General features: G+C 68.1%; 25 protein-coding genes. 19 read left to right on the top strand and 6 right to left on the bottom strand.

Annotated features, from left to right (window positions below):
* Positions 1-60: 60 nt before the first annotated feature.
* The 10 genes from ACLJO0_RS10315 to ACLJO0_RS10270 all read left to right on the top strand — a co-directional run bounded on the left by ACLJO0_RS10315 (position 61) and on the right by ACLJO0_RS10270 (position 8677).
* Positions 61-477: a MarR family winged helix-turn-helix transcriptional regulator gene (locus ACLJO0_RS10315; RefSeq protein WP_410577804.1), complete on the top strand. Its 417-nt coding sequence runs from the start codon at positions 61-63 to the stop codon at positions 475-477.
* A 466-nt stretch (positions 478-943) separates the two neighbouring features.
* Complete coding sequence (locus tag ACLJO0_RS10310) at positions 944-2095, top strand: sensor histidine kinase (protein ID WP_410577802.1); 1152 nt, start codon at positions 944-946, stop codon at positions 2093-2095.
* Complete coding sequence (locus ACLJO0_RS10305) at positions 2092-2754, top strand: response regulator (protein ID WP_410577801.1); 663 nt, start codon at positions 2092-2094, stop codon at positions 2752-2754. Before ACLJO0_RS10310 ends, ACLJO0_RS10305 begins: the two co-directional genes overlap by 4 nt.
* 59 nt (positions 2755-2813) lie before the next feature.
* Positions 2814-4451 carry an acyl-CoA carboxylase subunit beta gene (locus ACLJO0_RS10300; RefSeq protein WP_410577799.1) on the top strand — a complete coding sequence of 546 codons (1638 nt, stop codon included), beginning with the start codon at positions 2814-2816 and terminating at the stop codon, positions 4449-4451.
* The gene (locus tag ACLJO0_RS10295; protein ID WP_410577797.1) at positions 4448-4666 is read left to right on the top strand and encodes an acyl-CoA carboxylase subunit epsilon; all 219 of its coding nucleotides are present in this window, start codon (positions 4448-4450) and stop codon (positions 4664-4666) included. Before ACLJO0_RS10300 ends, ACLJO0_RS10295 begins: the two co-directional genes overlap by 4 nt.
* Before the next feature lie 85 nt (positions 4667-4751).
* Entirely contained in the window at positions 4752-5585 is an 834-nt protein-coding gene (locus tag ACLJO0_RS10290) for a helix-turn-helix domain-containing protein (protein ID WP_410577795.1), read from the top strand.
* Between the two features lie 197 nt (positions 5586-5782).
* Positions 5783-5989 carry a DUF397 domain-containing protein gene (locus tag ACLJO0_RS10285; RefSeq protein ID WP_125796505.1) on the top strand — a complete coding sequence of 69 codons (207 nt, stop codon included), beginning with the start codon at positions 5783-5785 and terminating at the stop codon, positions 5987-5989.
* Positions 5986-6306 (top strand): hypothetical protein, encoded by a 321-nt coding sequence (locus ACLJO0_RS10280; protein ID WP_125789008.1) that lies wholly within the window; start codon positions 5986-5988, stop codon positions 6304-6306. The genes ACLJO0_RS10285 and ACLJO0_RS10280 overlap by 4 nt, the downstream gene beginning before the upstream one ends.
* 150 nt (positions 6307-6456) lie before the next feature.
* Positions 6457-7083: a PadR family transcriptional regulator gene (locus tag ACLJO0_RS10275; protein ID WP_410577792.1), complete on the top strand. Its 627-nt coding sequence runs from the start codon at positions 6457-6459 to the stop codon at positions 7081-7083.
* Positions 7064-8677 carry a DHA2 family efflux MFS transporter permease subunit gene (locus tag ACLJO0_RS10270; protein ID WP_410577790.1) on the top strand — a complete coding sequence of 538 codons (1614 nt, stop codon included), beginning with the start codon at positions 7064-7066 and terminating at the stop codon, positions 8675-8677. Before ACLJO0_RS10275 ends, ACLJO0_RS10270 begins: the two co-directional genes overlap by 20 nt.
* 122 nt (positions 8678-8799) lie before the next feature.
* On the opposite strand, the gene ACLJO0_RS10265 is transcribed toward ACLJO0_RS10270, so the two are convergent.
* Positions 8800-10605: a glycoside hydrolase family 3 protein gene (locus tag ACLJO0_RS10265; protein ID WP_410577788.1), complete on the bottom strand. Its 1806-nt coding sequence runs from the start codon at positions 10603-10605 to the stop codon at positions 8800-8802.
* A gap of 167 nt (positions 10606-10772) precedes the next feature.
* Between ACLJO0_RS10265 and ACLJO0_RS10260 the strand changes: the two genes are divergently transcribed.
* Together ACLJO0_RS10260 and ACLJO0_RS10255 are read left to right on the top strand one after the other, a co-directional pair.
* On the top strand, positions 10773-11399 hold the full coding sequence (locus ACLJO0_RS10260; RefSeq protein ID WP_410577786.1) for a Maf family protein: 627 nt from the start codon (positions 10773-10775) through the stop codon (positions 11397-11399).
* A 100-nt stretch (positions 11400-11499) separates the two neighbouring features.
* Positions 11500-12864, top strand: a complete 1365-nt coding sequence (locus tag ACLJO0_RS10255) for a dicarboxylate/amino acid:cation symporter (protein ID WP_125796499.1) — start codon at positions 11500-11502, stop codon at positions 12862-12864.
* Positions 12865-13026: 162 nt separating this feature from the next.
* On the opposite strand, the gene ACLJO0_RS10250 is transcribed toward ACLJO0_RS10255, so the two are convergent.
* Positions 13027-13710: a hypothetical protein gene (locus tag ACLJO0_RS10250; RefSeq protein WP_410578223.1), complete on the bottom strand. Its 684-nt coding sequence runs from the start codon at positions 13708-13710 to the stop codon at positions 13027-13029.
* A gap of 83 nt (positions 13711-13793) precedes the next feature.
* Here ACLJO0_RS10250 and ACLJO0_RS10245 point away from each other — a divergent pair, with 83 nt between their 5' ends.
* From ACLJO0_RS10245 to ACLJO0_RS10225, 5 genes are all read left to right on the top strand, one after another.
* Entirely contained in the window at positions 13794-14078 is a 285-nt protein-coding gene (locus ACLJO0_RS10245; RefSeq protein ID WP_125796498.1) for an SAV_915 family protein, read from the top strand.
* Between the two features lie 150 nt (positions 14079-14228).
* On the top strand, positions 14229-16019 hold the full coding sequence (locus tag ACLJO0_RS10240; RefSeq protein ID WP_410577783.1) for an acetyl/propionyl/methylcrotonyl-CoA carboxylase subunit alpha: 1791 nt from the start codon (positions 14229-14231) through the stop codon (positions 16017-16019).
* A gap of 46 nt (positions 16020-16065) precedes the next feature.
* Positions 16066-16524, top strand: a complete 459-nt coding sequence (locus ACLJO0_RS10235; protein WP_410577781.1) for a DUF1707 domain-containing protein — start codon at positions 16066-16068, stop codon at positions 16522-16524.
* 41 nt (positions 16525-16565) lie between these two features.
* Positions 16566-16940 (top strand): DUF1707 domain-containing protein, encoded by a 375-nt coding sequence (locus ACLJO0_RS10230; protein WP_125796741.1) that lies wholly within the window; start codon positions 16566-16568, stop codon positions 16938-16940.
* Between the two features lie 21 nt (positions 16941-16961).
* Positions 16962-17492: a GNAT family N-acetyltransferase gene (locus ACLJO0_RS10225; RefSeq protein ID WP_410577780.1), complete on the top strand. Its 531-nt coding sequence runs from the start codon at positions 16962-16964 to the stop codon at positions 17490-17492.
* A gap of 124 nt (positions 17493-17616) precedes the next feature.
* Here the strand turns inward: ACLJO0_RS10225 and ACLJO0_RS10220 are convergent, their stop codons facing one another.
* Complete coding sequence (locus tag ACLJO0_RS10220) at positions 17617-19080, bottom strand: aldehyde dehydrogenase family protein (protein WP_410577778.1); 1464 nt, start codon at positions 19078-19080, stop codon at positions 17617-17619.
* A 97-nt stretch (positions 19081-19177) separates the two neighbouring features.
* Positions 19178-20917: a glycerol-3-phosphate dehydrogenase/oxidase gene (locus ACLJO0_RS10215; RefSeq protein WP_052120197.1), complete on the bottom strand. Its 1740-nt coding sequence runs from the start codon at positions 20915-20917 to the stop codon at positions 19178-19180.
* 234 nt (positions 20918-21151) lie between these two features.
* Here ACLJO0_RS10215 and ACLJO0_RS10210 point away from each other — a divergent pair, with 234 nt between their 5' ends.
* Positions 21152-21907 (top strand): MIP/aquaporin family protein, encoded by a 756-nt coding sequence (locus ACLJO0_RS10210; protein WP_410577776.1) that lies wholly within the window; start codon positions 21152-21154, stop codon positions 21905-21907.
* Between the two features lie 13 nt (positions 21908-21920).
* Complete coding sequence (gene glpK, locus ACLJO0_RS10205) at positions 21921-23435, top strand: glycerol kinase GlpK (RefSeq protein WP_125796492.1); 1515 nt, start codon at positions 21921-21923, stop codon at positions 23433-23435.
* 48 nt (positions 23436-23483) lie between these two features.
* Here the strand turns inward: glpK and ACLJO0_RS10200 are convergent, their stop codons facing one another.
* Together ACLJO0_RS10200 and ACLJO0_RS10195 are read right to left on the bottom strand one after the other, a co-directional pair.
* A complete protein-coding gene (locus ACLJO0_RS10200; RefSeq protein WP_410577774.1) occupies positions 23484-23999 on the bottom strand; it encodes a hypothetical protein in 516 nt (171 codons plus the stop codon).
* A 5-nt stretch (positions 24000-24004) separates the two neighbouring features.
* Positions 24005-24679 (bottom strand): class F sortase, encoded by a 675-nt coding sequence (locus tag ACLJO0_RS10195; protein ID WP_410577772.1) that lies wholly within the window; start codon positions 24677-24679, stop codon positions 24005-24007.
* Positions 24680-24715: the final 36 nt, after the last annotated feature.

Below are 24715 nucleotides of genomic sequence, written 5' to 3'. Positions count from 1 at the left end.
GTGCAAGCAGATGCTGTCACTGCATGTAAACTCGTGTCAAGCAAATCCAGGGAGGTCGCCATGACCGCCGACGAACAGGCATGGGGCCGTGTCCTCACGCTGCACGGGCGCATCGAGCAAGAACTCGCGAAGGCACTGCAAAGACGGCACGGACTCGGACTCTCCGAGTTCCGCGCGCTCGGCAAGCTGGCCGCCACCGAGAAGGGCGTCCTGCGCATGCAGGAACTCGCCGAGGCGATCGGGCTCAACCAGAGTTCGGTGAGCCGGATGGTCGTCCGCCTCGAAGACGCCGGCCTGACGGAACGAGACCCCTGCGTGAACGATCGCCGCGGGGTGTATTCGTGCATCACCAAGGAAGGCAGGAAACGGCTCGCCGAAACCGAACCGACCTATCACGAGGTCTTGGCGACGGCCCTCGACAAGGCCCAAGCCGACCCCGAACTGAAGGACGCGGTAGCCGCCCTGCGCGGCGTTTGACCCAGTCTTCCCTCGCGGTTATTGAGGGGTAGGTCAAAGGTGTCGTGGTCGTGGTTGGGGCCGGCGGTGAGGTGAAGGGGCCCTTCGCCGCGTCCGATGCAGTAAAGGACGCCTTCGCTCCTGCTCTGTGGAGCGAGCCCGTTCGCCCCGGGGTGGCGGGCGGAGCGAAGCCGTGACTCGCGTGCTTGGACACGTAACTCACGTGCTTGGAGACGTAACTCGGGTGTCCGGCGTCCGATCACGCGAGTTACGTCTCCAAGCACGCGAGATCCGTGTCTGATCACGCGAGTACGGTGCCACGTCACCCCAGGGGCCGTCCCGGACGGACAAGACGACGTCGTGCCCGAGGCGCTGCGAAGCTGGCCCGAGAAGCTGAAGGACTTCTTCACGGAGGCTGATCTCCACCCTGGGGATGACCTCCGCCGGACGGACGCGCACGCGCCACCCGTCCGGCTAAGTTCGCCGTATGAAACAGCCGTCGGCGCTTCCGCAGCGGGTGGCGTACCTGATCGACGCGCTTCTCGCGGTGGTGCTCGTCGTGGCCGTCGGCGGGAACCTCGCCGCGCGGACCTGGACATTCCTCATCGCCATCCCGATGTGGCTCGCCTGGGCGACGGTCGCCGCCAGCGGGATCGCGATCGCGCTGCGCCGCCACCGGCCACTGGTCGCCTACGGCCTCGGCCTCGGCAGCCTGATCCCGGCCCTGCTCGCCGGCAACGGGCTGGGCCCGGCCGCGCTCCTGGCCACCGCGTGCGCCCTGTACACCGTGGCGCTGGAACATCCGCGGGCCCGCTCGCTGATCGCGATGGGGCTCGGCCTGGTCGTCGTCATGATCTTCGAGTTCCTGCGGCTCGGGCCGAACACGATCGCGTCGACGGCCTTCGCGGGCGGCGGGGTGGTGGGTTCGTGGGCGCTGGGCTGGATGACGCGGCAACGGCGCGCGAATCTGGCCCAGCTCGCCGAAACCCAGGCCGATCAGGCGGTTTCCGACGAACGGCTGCGCATCGCGCGCGAAATGCACGACGTCGTCGCGCACAGTATGAGCCTGATCGCGGTCAAGGCGGCCGTCGGCAACCACGTCGCGCAGGAACAGCCCGAAGAAGCCCGCGAAGCGTTGCGGGTCATCGAGCTCACCAGCCGCGAAACGCTCGTCGAACTCCGGCGGATGCTCGGCGTCCTCCGCTCGGGTGACGGGACGCCAGAAGCGGCCCTGGGCCCCGCGCCGAAACTCGCCGATCTGCGGACCCTCACCGAACGCGCCGGACAGGCCGGGGTGCGCGTCGAGCTGACCGGCGAGGCGGTGGACGACCTCCCCGAAGGCGTCGCGCTTTCGGTGTACCGCATCACCCAGGAGGCGGTGACCAACGTCGTGAAGCACGCGGGGCCGTCAGCCTGCCGGGTCACGATCACCGAAAGCCCCGGCGAGGTCAGCGTCGAGATCGTCGACGACGGGCGCGGTGAAGGCTCGCCGTCGACCGGCGGCGGGCACGGCTTGATCGGCATGCGCGAACGCGTCGCCGTCTACGGTGGTGACTTCGCAGCGGGCCCGCTGCCCGCCGGGGGATTCCGGGTGTTCGCGCGGCTGCCGTACGCCGCCAAGGAAGTGGGGACACGATGATCCGCGTACTGATCGCCGACGACCAGGCGTTGCTGCGCGGCAGTTTCCGCGTGCTCGTCGACAGCGCGCCGGACCTCGAAGTCGTCGCGGAGGCGAGCAACGGCGTGGAGGCGGCGGAACTGGCCGAAAAGGAACGCCCCGACGTCGTGCTGATGGACGTCCGCATGCCGGAGCTGGACGGGATCGAAGCGACCCGGCGGATCTGCGCGTCGGCCGCCACCGAAGGCGTCCACGTGCTGATGCTGACGACCTTCGACCTCGACGCCTACGTCTATTCGGCCCTGCGCGCGGGTGCCAGCGGATTCCTGCTGAAGGACACCCCGCCCGCCGAACTGCTGACCGCGATCCGGGTCGTCGCGGCGGGCGAAGGACTGCTCGCCCCTTCGATCACGCGAAGGCTCATCGCCGAATTCGCCCGGCTGCCCGAACCGGGCCAGCGCGTCGCGGCGTCGCTGGACAACATCACCACGCGCGAACGCGAGGTCCTTGGCCTGATCGCGCGCGGCCTGTCGAACGACGAGATCGCCGGGTCCCTGCACCTCGGGCTGGCGACGGTGAAGACGCATATCGGCCACCTCCTGCACAAACTCGCGGCACGGGACCGGGCGCAGCTCGTGATCGCGGCCTACGAGTCCGGTCTGGTGCGCGCGTCGATCTAACGACGGACGTTGCCTACGCCACACGCGAAGTGACCGTCGAGTAGCTAGGCTGCGGTTTCATGAGCAGTGCGACGGAGCCGCTCGGGACGCCGCCCGAGGACGAACCGGACATCCACACGACGGCCGGCAAGCTGGCCGACCTGTACCGCCGGTATGACGAGGCGGTGCACGCGGGTTCCGCGAGGGCGGTGGAGAAACAGCACGCCAAGGGCAAGAAGACCGCCCGCGAGCGGATCGACCTGCTGCTGGACGAAGGCTCGTTCGTCGAACTCGACGAACTGGCGAAGCACCGCTCGGTGAACTTCGGCCAGGAGAAGAACCGGCCGTACGGCGACGGCGTCGTCACCGGCTACGGCACCGTCGACGGCCGCCCGGTGTGCGTGTTCAGCCAGGACGTCACCGTCTTCGGCGGTTCACTCGGCGAGGTGTACGGCGAGAAGATCGTCAAGGTGATGGACCTGGCGATCAAAACCGGCCGTCCGATCATCGGCATCAACGAGGGCGGCGGCGCGCGGATCCAGGAAGGCGTCGTCTCGCTCGGGCTGTACGGCGAGATCTTCAACCGCAACGTCAAGGCGTCCGGCGTCATCCCGCAGATCTCGCTGATCATGGGCGCCAACGCGGGCGGGCACGTCTACTCCCCCGCGCTGACCGACTTCGTGGTGATGGTCGACAAGACCTCCCACATGTTCATCACCGGCCCCGACGTCGTGAAGACCGTGACCGGCGAAGAGGTCTCCTTCGAGGAGCTCGGCGGCGGGCGCACGCACAACACCCGTTCGGGTAACGCGCACTACCTCGGTTCCGACGACGAGGACGCCATCGCCTATGTCAAGGAACTGCTCTCGTTCCTCCCGGCGAACAACCTGTCCGAGGCGCCGCTGTTCGAGACGGACGCGCCGGCGGGTGGCTTCTTTGACGACGTAACCGAGTCCGATCGCGAACTCGACACGCTCATCCCGGATTCGCCGAACCAGCCGTACGACATGCACGAGGTCATCAACCGCGTCGTCGACGACGGTGACTTCCTCGAGGTGCACGAACTGTTCGCACCCAACATCCTGGTCGGCTTCGGCCGGGTGAACGGGCGCAGCGTCGGCATCGTGGCGAACCAGCCGACCCAGTTCGCCGGCTGCCTCGACATCGACGCGTCCGAGAAGGCCGCGCGGTTCGTGCGCACCTGCGACGCGTTCAACATCCCGGTGCTGACCTTCGTCGACGTCCCCGGCTTCCTGCCCGGCACCGACCAGGAGTGGAACGGCATCATCCGCCGCGGCGCGAAGCTGATCTACGCCTACGCCGAAGCGACCGTCCCGCTCGTCACTGTCATCACCCGCAAGGCGTACGGCGGCGCGTACGACGTCATGGGGTCGAAGCACCTCGGCGCGGACATCAACCTGGCGTGGCCGACGGCGCAGGTCGCGGTCATGGGCGCGCAGGGCGCGGCGAACATCGTGCACCGCAAGACACTCGCCGCGGCCGCCGCCGACGGCAAGGACGTCGACGCGCTGCGCGCCGAGCTGATCCAGGAGTACGAGGACACGCTCCTGAACCCGTACGCGGCGGCCGAGCGCGGTTACGTCGACTCGGTGATCGTGCCCGCGCACACCCGCGGCCACATCGCGAAGGCGCTGTCGCTGCTCCAAGGCAAGCGGGAAAGCCTGCCGCCCAAGAAGCACGGGAACATCCCGCTGTGAGCACGCCCGAAACCCCGCTGCTGAAGGTCGTCCGCGGCAATCCGGACGACGCCGAACTCGCCGCGCTGACCGCCGTCGTCGCGGCGGCGGTCGGCGCGCGGGCGCCGGAACCGGCGCCGAAACGGGATTCGTGGTGGGCGGACAAGGCTTCGCTCGTGCGGGCCCCGCTCGCCCCCGGCGAAGGCGCTTGGCGGGCCTCGGCGCTTCCTCGCTGACACGGCCCGTCTGACGGCGCGGATCCGGTTTCCGCGGACTATTCTGACAGTCCTGCCGACCGGATCCGCCCTCAGAAAGCCGTGCGTGACGAACCAGGATCAGCTTTCCACCGAGTTGCGCCGTCTGCGCAAAGCCGCCGGGTTGTCCGGTACCGAAGCGGCCAGGCTCACCGGTCTCAGTCAGTCGAAGGTGTCACGCGTCGAAACCGGCGCGTTCATGCCGACGGAGGACCAGGTCGTCGCGTTGTGCCGGGCGTACCGCGCACCCGCGAAGGTCCGGCGGGCGCTGGTCGCGATCACGCGGGACCTCCGCGAAGAGGCGTCGCCCGCCCGTGTCGTCCTCCAGCGCGGTGCCTGGCGGATGCAGCAGCGCATCGGCAAGATCGAGACGGCGTCCGCGCGTATCCGCAGTTTCCAGCCGACCATCGTGTTCGGCCTGCTCCAGACCCGCGACTACATCACCGCGCTGTTCGACGATTCCCTGCCGTCGGACGAACGCGACCAGACCGTCGAGGCCCGGCTGGAACGCCAGCGGATCCTCGACTCGAACCGTGAGTTCCACTTCGTGCTCACCGAAGGCGCCCTGCGCTGGAACATGGGCGGCGCGGCGACCATGCTGGCCCAGCTCGGTCACCTCATCGAGGTGTCCCGCCGCGGCCGGGTGCGGCTCGGCGTCATCCCGTGGACCACGCCGGTGTCGGTCGCCGTGCTCCACGGTTTCGACATCTACGACTCGCGCGCGGTGCTCCTCGGGACGCAGACGGCCACGGCGCTCGTCACGGACGAACGCGAAGTCGCCGACTACGAGAAGAACTTCGCCGAAGTCGAGCGCTACGCCACTTATGGCGACGTCGCCTGCTCGCATCTGACGCGGATCGCGGCCGACTACCGACAGCTCGCGGTCGAACCACTTCGGTGACCTAAGACCCTTTGCGCTATGCACTCCGAGAGTGCATCGTGAGTAAAGCAGCTGTCGGTGAAGGCCCACTTTCGTGCGCCGAACGCGATCACCGAAGCCGTTCACCGACCAGCGGGCACAGATCACCCGATCTCGCCAACCTTGCTGCCGCGCAACCCGTCTACTTGCCGAAACAGTCACTGGGGAAAGGGCCTCCGATGACCACCTGGCACGAGAACATGACCGGCTGGCACAAGTCGACCTACACGCACTGGGAAGAGAACGCCTGCGTCGAGGTCGGCGCCGCGCCCGGCCTGGTCGGCATCCGGGACACCAAACAGTGGGCGATGCCGGACGAGACCCGGCCCATCCTGGTGCTGCCGTCCGAGTCCTTCGCCGCGCTCCTCGACCACCTTGGCCGATGAACGACGTCGCCGAGCCGTACATGGTCCACCATCCACGGGAGATGGCGGGCCAGCTGATCAACGGCAACTGGATCGTCGCGCGCTGGGAGCACCTCGGTGAGGACGAGGACCTGGACCGCTGGACGGCCGTCCTCCGCGAGTACTGCGCGGAGCTCGACGTCGATCCGTACGTCATCAACATCCCGCGGAAAAGCCTGACCATCGTCTTCAACGGCGCGCTCCCCGCGCCGACGTTCGAACAGCTGGAGAACTCGATCGCGGCCATCGAGTACCACCGCTTCCTCGAACGCGAAATCGGCCCGAGACCCCTGAACTGACCCGCGAGTTCCGCCTCCGATCACGCGAGTCACGCCTCCAGACACGCGAGTCACGCCTTCAAGCACGCGAACCCCGTACTTGAGCCCGGCCGCACCCTGCCATATAGTCCACTCGGAATAATCAGTACGGAATCCTCCGAGGGGACTATCATGGCCGCGAAGCTCACCCCGCTCGCGATGGCGGTGCTCGAACTCCTTCACGAGCGGCCCATGCATCCGTACGAGATGGCGCAGCTGATGAAGGAGCGCTACGTCAGCACGCGCGTCAAAGTGAAGGCCGGCTCGCTCTACCACACGGTGGACCGCCTGATGGAGAACGGTTTCGTCGAGATCGTCGAGACACAGCGGGACGGGAAACGCCCCGAGCGCACCCTGTACGCGATGACGGAGGCCGGTCGCGACGAGTTCGTCGACCGGGCGCAGGACATGCTGGCCACGCCCGCCGAGGAGTACCCCGAGTACCTCAGCGCGCTCGCCGTCATCGACGAACTCGGCCCGGAAATGACGCTCACCCAGCTCAAACACCGCGTGCTGCGGCTACAGGCCGCCATCGCTTCCGACCAGGTCGTGCTCGAAAACCTGGTCAAGGAGCACAAGCTCCCCGAGGTCTACTGGCTCGACTGGTCCTATGCCACCGCGCGGCGCGCCTTCGAGCTCGAGTGGACCCAGAAACTGATCGGAGACCTCGAATCCGGTCGCATCGGGTTCCAGGAGCACTGCACGCCGCACCTCAACCTGGTCACCGAGGACGACACCGATGAACGCAAGACAAGCTAACCCGTGGGCGGCGCTTTCCGCGCTGTGCCTGGGTTTCTTCATGATCCTGCTGGACACCACGATCGTTTCGACCGCGATTCCCTCGATGCTGCGCGAACTCGGCGCCGGGCTGAACGCGATCGTCTGGGTGATCAGCGTCTACCTGCTCACCTACGCGGTGCCGATGCTGTTCGCCAGCCGCCTCGGCGACCGCTTCGGCCCGAAACGCGTCTACCTGACCGGGCTCGTGGTGTTCACGCTGGCCTCGCTGTGGTGCGGCCTGTCCGGTTCGGTGGAGATGCTGATCGCGGCCCGCGCGGTGCAGGGACTCGGGGCCGCTTTGATGACACCGCAGACGCTGGCGTTCATCAGCCACTTGTTCCCGCCGTCGAAACGCGGCCCCGCGATGGGACTCTGGAGCGGTGTCGCCGGGATCGCGGCCATCGCCGGACCGCTGCTCGGCGGCGTGCTCGTCGACCACCTCGGCTGGGAATGGATCTTCTTCGTCAACCTGCCGGTCGGCGTGGTCGCGTTCGCGCTGGCGCTGCTCAAGGTGCCGGACTGGCAGCCGAAACACTCGCATTCCTTCGACGTTCCCGGGATCCTGCTATCCGGCGCCGGCTTGTTCTGCGTCGTCTACGGAGTCCAAAATGGACAGCACTACGAGTGGGGCCGCGTGTTCGGGCCGATCACCGTGTTCGAGATCATCGGCGGCGGCGTCGCGCTGCTGGTCGCTTTCGTGCTGTGGCAACGGTTCAACCGCAAGGAACCCCTGCTGCCGCTGGGTGTCTTCGCGAACCGCAACTTCTCGGCCGGGGCACTGACCGCGGTCACCGTCGGCTTCGCGATGACCGGTATGTTCCTGCCGCTGGTGATCTACATCCAGGCCGTGCTCGGCGAATCACCGACGATGTCCGGGTTGCTGTTCGCGCCGATGTCGTTGCTGGCTGGCATGATCGGCCCGTTCGTCGGCCGCGCTTCGGACAAGGTCAACGGCAAGTTCCTGCTGATCATCGGACTGGTGGCGCTGGCCGTGGGGCTGGGCCTGGTGGCGCTGATCGCGCGGGCGGGAGCGAACGCGTGGGCACTCACCCCGGCGCTGCTGGTGGCCGGCCTCGGAATCGGGTTCATCTTCGCGCCGATGGGCAACCTGGCGATGAGTTCGGTCGAACCGCGGCTCGTCGGGACCGCGTCGGGCATCTTCAACACCGCCCGCCAGGTCGGCGGCGTACTCGGCAGCGCCGCCGTCGGCGTGCTGCTGCAGGCGCGGATCAGCGCTTCGATCGCCGACGAGGCGTCGTCGGCCGCGAGCGCGTTGCCGGAGCAGTACCGGGCGCCGTTCGCGGAAGGCGTCGCGAAGGCCGCGGAATCGACCGGGGAGTTCGGTTCTTCCGGCCCGACGGCGTTCCCCGGCTTGCCTTCCGGAGTCGCCGAGCAGGCGCAACGGCTCGCGCTCGATGCCATCCACAATGGACTCACCGACGCGGCGCGGGTGGCGCTGCTGCTCCCGGCCGCGGTGCTGGTGCTGGGCGTGCTCGCGGCGCTCACCATGCGCCGCCCGGCTCCGCGGGCGCCTCGCTCTCCCGCCCTGGAACCCGCCGCCAGCGCCGCGTGACCCTTGCCGCAATTAGTCACCTACTTGCGGTGTTCGAGCCCCTGCCGGTGCTATGAAAGGTCCTTTCCTTGCAAAATTTGCAAGGAAAGGACCTTTCCTCTCATCCGCGCCGACGGCGGAAGCTACCGGCGGTACCGCAGGCCGTAGCCGTACGGGTACAGCGCCTTCTTGCCGTCACCGACGTTCACCGGTTCCTGCGCCGCACTGGTCGGCCAGCTGAACGTCAGCTTCCCGGTCGGGTTGTAGTCGCCGTAAAGGACATCGGCGACACCGGCGCCTTCGCTGCCCGGAAGCCAAGCGGCGAGAAGCCCGTCGAACTGCGGCAGCTGCGCGGCGATGTCCAGCGGGCGCCCGGACACGGTCACCACGACGACCGGGACCCCGGAGGCCTTCAGCTTGGCGATCGTGGCGAGGTCTTCCGCGTCGAGTCCGAAGCCGTTCGGACGGTCTCCCTGTCCTTCGGCGTACGGCGTTTCGCCCACCACGGCGACGGCGACCTGGTAGCTGCCGTCGATTCCGTTACCCGCACGGTCATAGGTCACCGTGGTTCCCTTCCCCGCCCCCGACTTGATGCCGTCGAGGATGGTCGTGCCCGGGATCACCGGGCCGCTCTGCCCTTGCCAGGTGAGCGTCCAGCCGCCAGCCTGGTTGCCGATGTCGTTCGCGTTCTTGCCCGCGACGAAGATCTTGTTGTTCTTCTTCGCCAGTGGCAGCACACCGTCGTTCTTCAGCAGTACCTGGGATTCGCGGACGGCCTGCCGGGCCAGGTCGCGATGTTCCTTGCTGCCGAACGTCTTCTGGAGCGAACGGTCGGTGTACGGGCGCTCGAACAGGCCGAGCTTGAACTTCTCCGCCAGGATGCGGCGGTTCGCGTCGTCGATCCGGTCGCGCGAGACACGGCCCGCCTCGACTTCGGCCTTGAGATAGGCGATGAACTGCGGCGCGTCCCACGGGACCATGAACATGTCGATGCCGGCGTTGACCGAGAGCCGCACCTCTTCGGGAGTGAAGCCTTCCTTGCCGTCGATCTGGTTGATCGCGTTGTAGTCCGAGATCACCAGGCCGGAGAACCGCAGTTCCCTCTTGAGGACGTCGGTGATGAGGTACTTCTCGGCGTGCATGCGCACACCTTGGAAGCTGGAGAACGAGATCATCACCGAGCCGACGCCGCGGTCGATCGCCTCGCGGAACGGCGGCAGGTGGATCTGGCGCAGTTCGCGTTCGCTGATCACGGTGTCGCCCTGGTCGACGCCGTTCGCCGTGCCGCCGTCGCCGACGTAGTGCTTCGCCGTCGCGAGCACCGATCCCGGTTTCTCGCCGAGCCTGCGCCCCTGAAGGCCGGTGATGGCCGACGCGTTGGCGATGGCGTCGCGCGGGGATTCACCGAAGGATTCGTAGGTCCGGCCCCAGCGATCGTCACGGGCGACGCACAGGCACGGCGAAAAGTCCCACTGCGGACCGGTTCCGGCGACTTCCAGCGCCGTCGCACGGCCGATCTTCTCGACCAGGCGCGGATTGTTGGCGGCACCGAGACCGATGTTGTGCGGGAAGATCGTCGCGCCGTAGACGTTGTTGTGGCCGTGCACGGCGTCGACGCCGTAGAGCGTGGGGATGCCGAGCGGCGTCGAAATCGCCGCCTTCTGGTACGAGTCGACCATGTCGGCCCACCCGTTCGGCGTGTTGCTGGCGGGCACCGAGCCACCGCCGGAGAGCAAGGACCCCAGTTTGAGCGCGGCGGCCTGATCGGGCGTGACCGCGCCGCGTTCGGCCTGGGTCATCTGGCCGATCTTGTCGTCGAGGCTCATCCGCTTGAGCAGGTCGTTCACCCGCGCGGAGGTCGAAGCGTGGGGATTCTTGTAGACCGGCCCAGGGGCGGCCGAAGCGATCGGCGCGAGGGCTGTACCGGCCAGGATCAAGCCTGCGAGCACTGTGGTTTGCGTCGTGCGAAGCGATCTTCTGACGCGGAGGCTGGACGGCATTGGTTCCTCCGTAGCTCGAACAATCCATATGTTGCGCGCCACAACAAACTAGCTCCACGTTCGGGTGTTCCAGGTCACAATCAGGCAACGGAGAGCGGTCGAGTACCTTCCTTCAAGTGCGTTTCGTCCTCGCTTCCCAGTCCCCCGCCCGCCTCGGCGTCCTGCGTTCCGCCGGCTTCGACCCGAGCGTCGTCGTCTCCGGCGTCGACGAGGACGCCGTCGCCGCGTCCCTGACCGATCCGGCGCCGGAGGAGCTGGTCCGCGCGCTCGCCGCTGCGAAGGCCGAAGCGGTTTTCGAGGCGCTCGGCGGCCACACCGACATGGTCATCGTGGGCTGCGATTCGATGCTGTCGATCAACGGCGAGATGGTCGGGAAGCCGATCACGCCGGAGGCCGCACGCGAGCGCTGGGCGTCGATGGCGGGCAAAACCGGTGAACTTCTCACCGGCCACGCGATCATCCGTGTCGAGGACGGCGCGAGGACGAAGGAAGCCTCCGGGACCGAAGGCACCACTGTTCGCTTCGGCACGCCGTCACAAGAAGAGATCGAGGCCTACATCGCGTCCGGCGAACCGCTTCAGGTGGCGGGCGGCTTCACCTTGGACGGGCTCGGCGGCTGGTTCATCGAGGGCATCGACGGCGATTTCTCGAGCGTCATCGGCATCAGCCTGCCGCTGACGCGGCGCTTGCTGACCGAGGTCGGTGTCAGCGTCATCGACCTGTGGACCCATCCCGCATCCTGAGACGACTCCCACACGATCGGGTGATCCGGAAGAGTCCTGCCTCGCCGAACGTTCCTCACGTTCGGGAAATCAGGAAACTTTCACGCACCGGAGTCGCCCCGTGTCTTTCATTCGGACCTACACAAGGCCAAAGGTCTTCGCGGCGGCGGTCCTCGGCTCGCTCGTCGTGGGCGCCCTGCTCGGCGTGCTCGCCAGGACGACCGAGGCGAGCTGGCTGACCGACCTGCTCGACCAGATCGGCACGATCTTCACGACGCTGCTGCAGATCGCGGTGATCCCGCTGGTCTTCACGGCGATCGTGGTCGGCATCAACAGCCTGCGCAACCTCGGCGGCGGCAAGAAGGCCGCGCGCCTGGGCGGCAAGACCGTGCTGTGGTTCGCGATCACCTCGTTCATCGCGTCGCTGATCGGCATCGCCGTCGCGAAGCTGTTCAACCCGGGCAGCGGCGGCCTCGGCGAAGGCGTCGCCGCGACCGCGAAGAACGCCGACAAGGCCACCAAGAGCGTCGACAACTGGGGCTCCTGGAGCGCCTTCGTCGAAGGCTTCCTGCCGAAGAACTTCTTCACCGCCTTCACCGAGGGCGAGACCCTTCAGGTGCTGTTCCTCGCGGTGCTGATCGGCGCCGCGGCCTACAGCCTCGGCGACAAGGCCAAGCCGTTCGTCGACTTCACCACCAGCGTTTTCGAGATCATCCAGCGCTACCTCGGCTGGGTCGTCCGGCTCGCCCCGATCGGCATCATCGGCCTGATCGGCGCCGCGGTCTCGAACTACGGTGACGCCCTGTTCCGGCCGCTGTTGTCCACCACTCTCGCGGTGTACGTCGGCTGCTTGCTGGTGCTGTTCGTGGTCTACCCGATCCTGCTGCAGTTCGTGGCGAAGGTCAGCCCGCTGACGTTCTTCTCGAAGGCCGGCACGGCGATCCAGTTCGCGTTCGCTTCGCAGTCTTCGGGCGCGACGCTGCCCCTGACCCGGCAGTCCGCCGTGAACCTGGGCGTCCAGCCCGCGTACGCCGCCTTCGCGACTCCGCTGGGCAGCGCCACGAAGATGGACGGCTGCGCCGCGGTGTTCCCCGCGATCGGCGCCATCTTCATCGCGAACCTGTCCGGCGTTTCGCTGAACATCTGGCAGTACGCCGGCATCGTCGTGGTCGCCGTGCTCGGCGCGCTGGCCACCGCGGGCACCACCGGCTGGCTGACCGCGCTGACCCTGACCACCGCGTTCATCGGGCTCGACGCGCAGCAGGTGGCGCTCGGGATCGCGTTGATCTACTCGGTGAACCCGATCATGGACATGATGCGGACCGCGACCAACGTCGCGGGCCAGATCGTCGTGCCGGTGGTCGTCGCGCGCAGCGAAGGCCTGCTGGACGACGACGTGCTCAACTCGCCGACGGATCCTTCGCCCACTTCCGACGGCGAAGCGGCTACTACCTCCGCGAAGGAGCCTGCTGCCGCGGGTGCTTGAGGTTCTTTAAGTACATGAAGGCCCCTTTGAGGGACCAGGAGTCCGTGAGGGCCTCCTTCACTACCTTGAGGGTAGGGAAGGAGGCCCTCACGGACTTCCGAGCTCCGCAGGCCAGATACTTAGGCGAGCTCAACAACGCTAGCAAGGGACCCTTGCTCCCTTTCAGGGGCAAGCCCGCAGGTCAGCCTTGGTGAGCCGGACGTCCGGCCACCCCCGCAGTTCCGAAGGCGCGGTGTACCGCCGCGTGCAGCCCACCGAGCCGCGGGCGACGTCGTAGACCTCGGCGAGCACCGGCGCCGCCTGGCAGCGGGCCGAGCCGGACTGTGCGCCGGGGCACTCGTGCCGCACGACGATGACGTCCGCGATCCCGTCGGCGGTCACGTCGTTCAGGGCGACCGTCCCGGCGTCGGAGAAGTACGGCTTCCCGGTGTCCCGCCAGATCCCGCCGCGCGCGACGAACAGTTCGCCTACCGAGCCGCCGCTCACTTCGCCGCGCACCAGACAGACCGGCGTCGCGCCGTCGACGCAGCGCAAAGAATCGCCCTTGAGGGTGACCCCCCGGTCGTTGACGATCAGCGGGTACACCGTGTCCGCCCCGATCCGGACCACGCCCTGCTTCCCCGCGTCGTCGGCCAGCAGCACGACGGGAAGCCCGCCGACGGTCATCGCGCCGATCTCCCGGCAGGCCGAGTCGCCGCAGTCGACCCCGGGCGCGGTCGGGGCACCGTCGGAAACAGGAGGCACGCCGGGGTCTCCGGCGGGCATCGGTGCGGCCGGGCGGAGCAGGATCACGGCCACGATCACGCCCGCCGTCACCACCACCGCCAGCAGCGCGGTGAACAGCACGGATCGCGGCGCCCGCGCTTCCTGAGTCCGCATATCCGAGAGCGTAAGTGATCTAGCGCAGAGTGCACGGCTATGTTGTTCCCGTGACGAACCCCGGACTGCCCAACGCCCTGTTCCTTCCCACGGCGAAAAAGCCGAAGGACTTCACGAGCGCCGAGATCGAACTTCGCCCGACCAAGGACGGCCGGACGGCGTTGATCGCCTTCAGCACCGTGCAGCGCCTTGTCGAGTGCTGCGGCCCGCATCAGCCGTGGGCGCTGGTCAAGTCCGAGCACCTCGGGCGGGTCCACCAGGCCCAGCCGTACGACCTGATCGTGCTCGACTCCGACCTTCCGGAAGAACTGCGGCACCGCGAAGCGCTGGTGTAAAGCCTGATAGAAGAACTGAGCCGACCCGCCGCGCTGGTATAAACAGAGGTCACTGGGTGGCCTTGCTCTCACTAATCGGGGCGGGAATTTCCGTAAACTGCTGCGGAGCCGCATCGGGGCGGCCCGACGTGCGAACGCAGGAGGTACGGCGTGACCGAGCAGGCCGGCACAGGTGGTCCGGTGACCAAGATCCTGATCGCGAACCGCGGGGAAATCGCGGTACGGGTGATCAGGGCGGCGAAGGACGCCGGCCTGACCAGCGTGGCCGTCTACGCCGATCCGGATCGTGACGCACCCCATGTCCGCCTCGCCGACGAGGCCTTCGCCCTCGGCGGCACCACCGCCGCCGAGAGCTACCTCGTCTTCGACAAGCTGCTCGACGCCGCCAAGCGGTCGGGCGCGGACTCCGTCCACCCCGGCTACGGGTTCCTCTCCGAGAACGCGGACTTCGCGCAGGCGGTGATCGACGCGGGGCTGACTTGGATCGGTCCGAGCCCGCAGGCCATCCGCGACCTCGGCGACAAGGTCACCGCGCGCCACATCGCGCTGCGCGCCGGAGCCCCGCTCGTGCCCGGTACGAAGGACCCCGTCGCGAACGCCGACGAGATCATCGCCTTCGCCGACGAGCACGGCCTGCCCGTCGCGATCAAGGCGGCGTTCGGCGGCGGCGGCCGCGGGCTGAAGGTCGCCCGCACCCGCGAGGAGATCCCGGAGCTCTTCGAATCCGCGACGCGTGAGGCGATCTCCGCCTTCGGCCGCGGCGAATGCTTCGTCGAGCGCTACCTGGACAAGCCGCGCCACGTCGAAGCCCAGGTCCTCGCCGACCAGCATGGCAACGCGATCGTCGTCGGCACCAGGGACTGCTCGTTGCAGCGCCGCCACCAGAAGCTGGTCGAAGAGGCGCCCGCGCCGTACCTGACCGACGACCAGCGCAAGCGCATCCACGAGTCCGCGAAGGCGATCTGCAAGGAAGCCGGTTACTACGGCGCCGGGACCGTCGAGTACCTCGTCGCGGTCGACGGCACGATCTCGTTCCTCGAAGTCAATACGCGGCTCCAGGTCGAACATCCGGTGTCCGAGGAGACCACGGGTCTCGACCTCGTGCGCGAGATGTTCCGCATCGCACGCGGCGAGAAGCTGCGCATCACCGAGGACCCGGAACCGCGCGGCCACTCGATCGAATTCCGCATCAACGGCGAGGACGCCGGCCGAGGGTTCCTGCCCGCGCCCGGCACCGTGACGAAGTTCGTCGCGCCCAGCGGCCCGGGGGTCCGGGTCGACTCAGGTGTCGAATCCGGCAGCGTCATCGGCGGCCAGTTCGACTCGATGCTCGCGAAGCTGATCGTCACCGGCTCCGACCGGCAGAACGCGCTCGAGCGCAGCCGCCGCGCGCTGGCCGAGATGGTCGCCGACGGGATGGCGACGGTCCTGCCGTTCCACCGGGTGATCGTGAACGACCCGGCCTTCGTCGGCGACGAAGACGGTTTCAGCGTGCACACCCGCTGGATCGAGACCGAATTCGACAACCGGATCGAACCCTTCGTGGCGCCGGAAGCCGCCGAGTCCGAGGAAGAGCAGCCCCGCCAGAACGTCGTCGTCGAGGTCGGCGGACGCCGCCTCGAAGTGTCGCTTCCCGGCGGTTTCTCGCTCGACGCCGGTGGCGGCGGGACGGCCGTGAAGGCCAAGCCGCGCAAGCGCGCGGGCGGTACCAAGGCCGCGGTGAGCGGCGACGCGGTCACCGCGCCGATGCAGGGCACCATCGTCAAGGTCGCCGTCGAAGAGGGCCAGCAGGTCGAAGCGGGCGAGCTGGTCGTCGTGCTCGAAGCGATGAAGATGGAGAACCCGGTCACCGCACACAAAGCGGGCACCGTGACCGGTCTTTCGGTCGAGGTCGGCGCGGCGGTCACCCAGGGAACCCAGCTGTTCGAGCTGAAAGACTGACGTTTGTCGTGGTCGACGGGGCCTCACTCGGCCTACCATCGAAAAGGTGAGCGAGGTTCCGTCTCCGCGGCTGCGGATCAGTGATCAGGATCGTGAGTCCGCGCTGACCGCGCTCGGCGAGCACATGAGCGTGGGCCGGATCGACATCGACGAGTACGGCGAGCGGTCCGCTCAGGTCACCGCCGCCAAGACCCGCGGCGAACTGTCCGGGATCTTCGCGGACCTGCCCGAACCACATCCGTTTTTCGACGCGCCCAAGGCGGCCGTGAGCGAACCGGGGAAACCGGCGTGGGCGGACATCCCGCCGATGCAACGGATCATGGGCGCGCTTCTGCCGATCCTCTTCATCGCCTCCATCGCGCTCATCATCACCACCGGTGTCACCTGGTGGTTCATCCTCGTCCCGATCGGGATCAGCGCCGTCGGCGAAGGCATCTGGGGCAAGGGCTGGGACAACGCGCACAAGAAGCTCGGGAAACAACGTCGGCGGGAACTGGACGGCTGATCCGCCCGTAGACTCGGGTCGTGAGTGCCGAGAGACCGGACATGCGGCTGAGCGACGCCGAACGCCAAGACGCGCTCGAAGCGCTGGAAGAACATGTCCGCACCGGCAGACTGGACCTCGACGAGTTCGGTACGCGGTCGGCGAAGATCAGTGCCGCGCGGATGGTGAGTGATCTCGAACCGTTGTTCACGGACCTGCCCTCGCCCCGGCCCGGCGCGCTGCTCCCCCTGCCGCCGATGCCCGGTGTTGCGCAGGCGTCCGCGAAGAACGACGCTCCGCCGTCGAAATGGCTGACCGCGAGCGCCGTGCCGATCGCGGCGGCGGTCGCGATCGCGCTGTTCTTCTTCACCCGGGGGACGTTCCTGGTCTTCCTGCTGCCGCTGGCGGTCGCGCTGATCATGAGCCGCCGTCGCTGAAGGGCCGGTTACCCTCGAAGGGTGGAACCGGTGGAGATCAACGCGGGCGAGTACTACCTGCGGCAGCTGCGGGCGGACAAGGCACTCGACGACCGTCCGGCGCTGGTCGCGGCCTTCGCCGACCCGACGCATCGCAAGTACGTCCTGAACTACCGTTTGCGGGATCTGGACGAGGCGACCGAGTACGTCGCGTTGCGCACGGCCCAGTGGGCCGGTGACGAACGCTGCTCCTGGGCGGTGGCCGAGCCGACGACCGGCGAGTTGCTGGGCGAGGTCGGCCTGCGGGATCTCGATTTCGACGCCGGGTACGCGGAGGCGTCGGTCTGGGTGCGCGCGGCGTCGCGGGGCAAGGGCGTCGCGAGCATCGCGCTCAACGCGGCCCTGCGCTTCGGTTTCGGCGGGCTCGGCCTGCGCGAGGTCAGTTACCGCTACGAGGAGACGAACGAGGTGTCCGCCTCGGTCGCCCGCAAATGCGGGTTCACCCTGGTCGGGCCCGAACTGGAACCGGCCCCGACCGGGGAACGCCTCATCCGCTGGCGCCGCACCACCTGACCCTCCCTCGCCCGCAATTCGTCACCTACTTGCGAAGTCACCCGCAATTCGTCACCTACTTGCCTGGGCGCTCACCGGCGCCGGACCTCGATCGGGGGCAAGTAGGTGACGAATTGCGAGGGGGTCAGAAGGGGTAGGTGGGCGGCGGGTTGCGGACGGTGACCCACCGTGTCTCGGTGAAGGCCTCGATGTTCGCCGACGCGCCGCCGAAACGGCTTCCGGTGCCCGAAGCGGCGACGCCACCGAAGGGGCTGTTCGCCTCATCGCTGACGGTCTGGTCGTTGATGTGCACGATCCCGGTCGGGACGCGGTCGGCCAGCTCCAGTCCTTTGAGGACGTCGCGGGTGATGATCCCCAGCGAGAGCCCGTATTCGCTCGCCGTGGCGAGGCGAATGGCCTCCTCGGCGTCGGAGAACCGCACGACCGGCGCGACCGGGCCGAAGATCTCTTCGGCGACCGCGGGCGCCGTCGGCGGCACGTCGGCGAGCACCGTCGCGGAGTAGAACAGCCCGTCGTATTCGGCGCCGGCGGCGACCCGCGCCCCCGCCGCGACACTGGACGTGACGAGCTCGTGGATCTTGTCCCGCTGTCCGGCGTCGATGATCGGCCCGAGCGCGACCTCGTCCAGCGCCGGGTCGCCCACCCGCAACGCGGCCGCCTTCGCCGCCAGCCGCTCGACGAAGTCGTCGTAGAGCCGCTCGTGCACGAGGTGCCGCCCGGTGGTCATGCAGATCTGACCCTGGTGGAAGAAGGAGCCGAACGCGGCGACACCGGCGGCTTCGTCGACGTCCGCGTCGTCGAGCACGATGAGCGCCGAGTTCCCGCCCAGTTCCAGATGTGCCCGCTTCAGGTGCTTTCCGGCGAGTTCGCCGACCTTGCGCCCGGCACCGGTCGACCCGGTGAACGAGATGACCCGCACCGCCGGATGCGTCACCAGCGTCTCGCCGACGTCCGCGCCGCCCGGCAGCATCTGCAGCACACCCGGCGGCAGACCGGCTTCCTCGAAGATCCGCGCGAGGACCACGCCACCGGTGACGGCGGTGCGCGGATCCGGCTTGAGGATCACCGCGTTCCCCAGCGCGAGCGCCGGCGCGACCGAGCGGATACCCAGGATGATCGGCATGTTGAACGGCGAGATCACCGCGACGACCCCGGCCGGGACGCGGCGCGCCATCGAAAGCCGCGGTTCCTCACTCGGCAGGAGTTCACCGTACGGACGCCCGGGCAGGGCCGCCGCCTCGTAGCACTCCTGCTCGGCGACGTGCAGCGAAAAGCCCGCGACTCCCGGCACGGCGCCGACCTCGCGGATGTTCCACCAGCGGATCTCGTCGGCGTACTCGGACCACAGCCGCGCGGCTTTGCGCAGGACGGCGGCACGCTGGACGTGCGGTGTCGCCGCCCAGGCCCGCTGCGCCTCGGCCGCGGTCTCGGCCGCTTTCGCGGCGTCCTCGGCCGAGGCGATCCCCACGCTTCCCAGCACCGCACCGGTCGCGGGCTCCATGACGTCACGGACGCCACCGGACCCTGGCACCCAGGAACCCCCGGCGAAGATCCGGTCCGTCCACGTCGACGAGTCGAGAAACACCACAAGGCCGCCTTCCGTATCGGGACGGCCGACGCTATGCCAGATTCACCCGATCAGGCAACGATCTCTGCGCGCGTGGCACACGACTCGGCAGCAGGGATCAACTCACCGGTTCGATGATCCCGGACCGCGCTTCCGGCGCGGCCGAACGCAACGCGTCGGCGGCCTCGTCGCTCGGCTGCGACTGCGACTCCCGTTCCGCGTCGACCCGCGCCTTGTACACCTCGACCTCGCGCTTCTCCTCGTCCTTCGACCAGCCGAGTACCTCGCCCACCAACGTGGCGACCTGCGCCGCGCAGTCGACACCGCGGTGGGCGTACTCGATCGAAATCCGCGTCCGGCGCGCGAGCACGTCTTCCAGGTGAAGCGCGCCCTCGTGGCTGGCCGCGTAGACGACCTCGACGCCGAGGTAGTCCGGAGCGTGCTCCAGCGGCTTCAACAGCTCCGGCCGTCCTTCGCCGAGCGCGAGGACTTCGTGCACCATCGAGCCGTACCGGTCGAGCAGATGCCGGACGCGGTACGGGTGCAGCCCGTGCTCGCTGGCCAGATGGTCGGCCTGGTTCACCAGCGCGTGGTACCCGTCGGCGCCCAGCAGCGGCACCTTGTCCGTGATGGACGACTGCGGCCTGCCGGGAAGGTCGACGGCCGCGGCGTCGACGGCGTCGGCCGCCATCACCCGGTACGTCGTGTACTTGCCGCCCGCGATCGCGACCAGTCCCGGGGCGACCCTGGCGACCGCGTGCTCACGCGAAAGCTTCGACGTCTCTTCGCTTTCCCCTGCCAGCAAAGGCCGGAGTCCCGCGTAGACGCCTTCGATGTCGTCGTGCGTCAGCGGGGTCGCGAGCACGGTGTTGACGTGTTCGAGGAGGTAGTCGATGTCGTGCTTCGTCGCGGCGGGATGCGCGAGGTCGAGGTTCCAGTCGGTGTCGGTGGTCCCGACGATCCAGTGGTTGCGCCACGGGATCACGAACAGCACGGACTTCTCGGTGCGCAGGATCATGCCCGATTCCGAGACGATCCGGTCGCGCGGGACGACGATGTGCACACCCTTGCTCGCCCGCACGCGGAACCGGCCGCGGCCGCCGGAAAGGCGCTGCAGTTCGTCGGTCCAGACGCCGGTGCAGTTGACCACCGCGGAGGCGTGGATCTCGGTCTCGCGGCCGTCCTCGACGTCGCGCACGCGGACACCGGAAATACGGTCGGCCTCGCGGAGGAAACCGACCACCTGGGTGGAGGTGCGCACCACGGCGCCGTAGTGCGCGGCGGTGCGGGCGACGGTCATCGTGTGCCGCGCGTCGTCGGATTGCGCGTCGTAGTAACGGATCCCGCCGATCAACGCGGACCGCTTCAGTGCCGGGACCATCCGTAGCGCGCCCGCGCGGCTCAGGTGTTTCTGGCCGGGGACCGACCGCGCGCCGCCCATCGTGTCGTACATCAGCAGGCCGGCCGCGGTGTACGGCCGCTCCCAGATCCGGTGGGTCAGCGGGTACAGGAAGCTGACCGGCTTCACCAGATGCGGGGCGATCGTCGTCAGCATCAGTTCGCGTTCGCGCAGGGCTTCCCGCACCAGACCGAATTCCAGCTGTTCGAGGTAGCGGAGCCCGCCGTGGAAGAGCTTGCTGGACCGGCTCGACGTTCCCGAAGCGAGGTCGCGCGCTTCGACGAGGGCGACCCGCAGGCCGCGTGTGGCGGCGTCGAGCGCCGTGCCGGCCCCGACCACTCCGCCGCCGATGACGACGAGGTCGAACTTGTCCTCACCCAGCCGCTGCCAAGACTCTTCCCGCTTGAGCGGTCCCAGCCTGGCGGGGCTGTTTTCGGCTTCGCGCTGAGAGCTTGCCACGTGACATTCCTCCTTGTGCCGCTGTGGCTCCAGCATCGCACGATCGGCCGCGACCGGTCCGTTATGCGGGTGACACGTGTGGCGTAACCCTCGTCGATCTTGGAAGGATTGGTTCCCACGACGCCTGGAAGGAACAAATACGCGACGGTAACGTGCCACGGACGTGGGTCGGCAAGGGCGCCGTAGCACACCGTGTTCGACCCTGCGCGGAATGTCCAAAGTGGAGGTCAAGCGGTGAGTGTGGGAGCCATCTTCGTCTGGGAGCTGCTGGGAACGGCGGTCCTGATCCTGTTGGGTAACGGCGTGGTCGCCAACCACGTGTTGCGCAAGAACAACGGCCACAACGGTGGCGTCGTGATGATCACCTTCGGGTGGGCGTTCGCGGTCTTCGCCGGTGCCAGCATCGCCGCGCCCAGCGGCGCGCACCTCAACCCCGCGGTGACACTGGGCCTCGCCATCGCGGACAAGACGAAGTGGGCGGACGTCCCGATCTACTTCGCCGGGCAGATGGTCGGCGCGATCCTCGGCGCCGTGCTCTGCTGGGCCGCCTACAAACTCCAGTTCGACGACCATCCGCAACGCGACGAGACGCTCGGCATCTTCTCGACCGCGCCGCAGATCCCGAACAAGGCATGGAACCTCGTCACCGAGATCATCGGCACCTTCGTGCTGGTCGCGTGGATCCTGCTCAGCCCGGTTTACGCCAACGCCACGGCCGAAGGCGGCACGCCGAACTTCGGCAACTCCGCGCTCGGCTACGCGGGTGTAGCGTTCGTCGTGCTGGTCATCGGCCAGTCCCTCGGTGGCCCGACCGGTTACGCCATCAACCCGGCCCGAGACCTCGGCCCCCGCATCGCGTACGCGTTCCTGCTGCCGATCAAGAACAAGGCCAACCCGAACTGGGGCTACTCCTGGATCCCGGTCGCCGGCCCGCTGGCCGGCGGTGCCCTGGCCGCCCTCCTCTTCCTCGCCGTCCACAACCTGACCTGAGACTGGAGCTTCGATGACTTCGTACGTAGCCGCGATCGACCAGGGCACCACGTCGACCCGCTGCATGATCTTCGACCACTCCGGGCGGGTGGTCGCCGTCGACCAGCGGGAACACGAGCAGATCTTCCCGAAGGCGGGCTGGGTCGAGCACAACGCCGAAGAGATCTGGGAGAACACACGAGCTGTCGCCGCGGGCGCGCTGGCCAAGGGCGACCTGGTCGCGGGCGACATCGTCGCGGTCGGCATCACCAACCAGCGCGAAACCACGCTGGTCTGGGACCGCACCACCGGCAAACCGGTGTACAACGCGATCGTCTGGCAGGACACCCGCACGGACAAGATCGTCAGCGACCTGGGGGCGCTGGGCGGCGGCCAGGAGCGTTACCGCGAGAAGGTGGGCCTGCCACTGGCGACCTACTTCTCCGGGCCGAAGATCAAGTGGATCCTCGACAACGTCGAGGGCGCCCGCGCGAAGGCCGAGGCCGGTGACCTCATCTTCGGCAACATGGACACCTGGGTGCTGTGGAACATGACCGGCGGGGTCGACGGCGGCGTGCACGTCACCGACCCGACCAACGCGTCGCGGACCATGCTGATGGACCTCGACACGCTGGCCTGGGACGCCGGGATCGCCGAAGAGATGACGGTCCCGCTGTCGATGCTGCCGGAGATCCGGTCTTCCTCGGAGACCTACGGCAAGGTCCGCGAGAAGGGCGCGCTGGCCGGGGTCCCGATCTCGGGCATCCTCGGCGACCAGCAGGCGGCGACCTTCGGGCAGGCCTGCCTTTCGCCGGGTGAAGCGAAGAACACCTACGGCACCGGCAACTTCATGCTGCTCAACACGGGCACCGAGAAGGTCATGTCGGACAACGGGTTGCTCACCACGGTCTGCTACAAGATCGGCTCGAACGACACGGTGTACGCGCTCGAAGGATCGATCGCGGTCACCGGTTCGCTCGTGCAGTGGCTGCGCGACAACCTCGGCCTGATCGGCTCCGCGGCCGAAGTCGAGCAGCACGCCCGCACAGTCGAGGACAACGGTGGCGCGTACTTCGTGCCGGCGTTCTCGGGCCTCTTCGCGCCGTACTGGCGCTCCGACGCCCGCGGCGCGATCGTCGGCCTCACCCGGTTCGTCAACAAGGGCCACATTGCGCGGGCGGTCCTGGAGGCGACCGCGTTCCAGTCGCGCGAGGTCATCGACGCGATGAACGCCGACTCCGGTGTCCCGCTGAAGTCGCTGAAGGTCGACGGCGGCATGGTCGTCAACGAACTGCTCATGCAGTTCCAGGCCGACATCCTCGGCGTGCCGGTGATCCGCCCGGTGGTCAACGAGACCACCGCGCTCGGCGCGGCGTACGCGGCCGGTCTCGCGGTGGGCTTCTGGGAGAGCGAAGACGACATCCGCAACAACTGGGCGCAGGACAAGCAGTGGGACCCGTCGATGGACGAGGCCCGCCGCGAATCCGAGTACCGCAACTGGAAGAAGGCCGTCACGAAGACCTTCGACTGGGTCGACGACGAGGGCTGATCCTCGCTACTGGTGAGTGGTGAGGACGGTACTAGCCGTCCTCACCACTCACGAGCCGCCACCGGTCTGCGGCGCCCCCACCGGAATCCTCGAAACCTGCCGCCGCCCGGCCGCGGGCACCGCTTTCGGCGGCGTCGCCTTCGTCGGCTTGGCCGATGGAGCCGGGGGCAGTGTCGGGGCCGGGGTCTTGACCGGCGCGACTTCGAGGTTGATCGTCACCGTCGTCGTCTTGCAGGTCGCCTTGACCGCGTAGAAGCCCGGCTTCGCTTTATCGCTGATATGCGCGACGGTGCCGAGGATCACCGGATCCTCCGAGGTCACCTCGAAGGTCCCGATCCGGTCCAGCACCATCGACTTCACCTCGCCGAAGTCGTCCTTCGCGCAGCCGACCGAGACCAGGACGTCCTCTCCCGCCGTCGACTTCGACGGTGAGATGGCGACGAACGGGTACGGCATGGGTGGCGGGGTGAAGGTCGTGGTCGGCGGGACGTCGTCCTGCGCGAACGCGACGGCAGGGGCGGCCAAGGCCACGCCGCACGCCACCACCAAGGCGGACCTGATCATGAAACTCACCTCGCGATCAACCGGGCGAAAACGATGATGTTGTCGAGATAGTTGTTCGACGCCTTGTCGAAGACCCCGCCGCAGGTGATGAGCCGTAGCTCCGGCTCGGTGGTGTCGCCGTAGACCGCGTCGGTGGGAAACTTGTCCTTCGCCACCCGCTCGACCTTCGTGACCGCGAACTCGGCCGTCTTGCCGTCCTTACGGGTGATCGAGACCTTGTCGCCGGGCGCCAGCTCCTTCAGCCGGAAGAAGATGCCCTTCTGCTTGTTCCCGTCCACGTGCCCGAGGATCACCGAAGGCCCGACCTCCCCCGGGGTCGGCCCGTGCACGTACCAGCCCGCCTGCATCGGCCGGGTGATCGGCGGGACTTCGACGGTGTTGTCCGCGTTGAGCCCCAGCGGGACCAGGCTGGACTTCGCCTCGATCTTCGGCACGTCGATCGAGAGCGGATCGGCCTTGGGCAGCCCCTCGGCGACGGCCTCGCTCGCAGGCTCGGGCCCGGTCTCCGGCGCGGCGCTCGGCGGCGTCGAGGTCCCGGCCTGCGCCGTGACCTGCGGCGGAGCGGCCTGCCCGGTCTCCCCCGGTCCGGACAGGACGATCGCCAGCGTCGCCAGGACGGCCAGCAGGACGGCAGCGAGCACCAACGGCGCCCGTCGTCCTCGCCACCACGTCGACTTCATGTCCACCCCTCACGGAACCGGCGCGGGAGCGACGGA

The sequence above is a fragment of the Amycolatopsis sp. lyj-108 genome (genome assembly GCF_046549005.1).
In the GTDB taxonomy this organism is placed as follows: Bacteria; Actinomycetota; Actinomycetes; order Mycobacteriales; family Pseudonocardiaceae; genus Amycolatopsis.
Note: the sequence above shows the minus strand (reverse complement) of the source record. Positions and strands in the feature narration are given on the sequence as shown.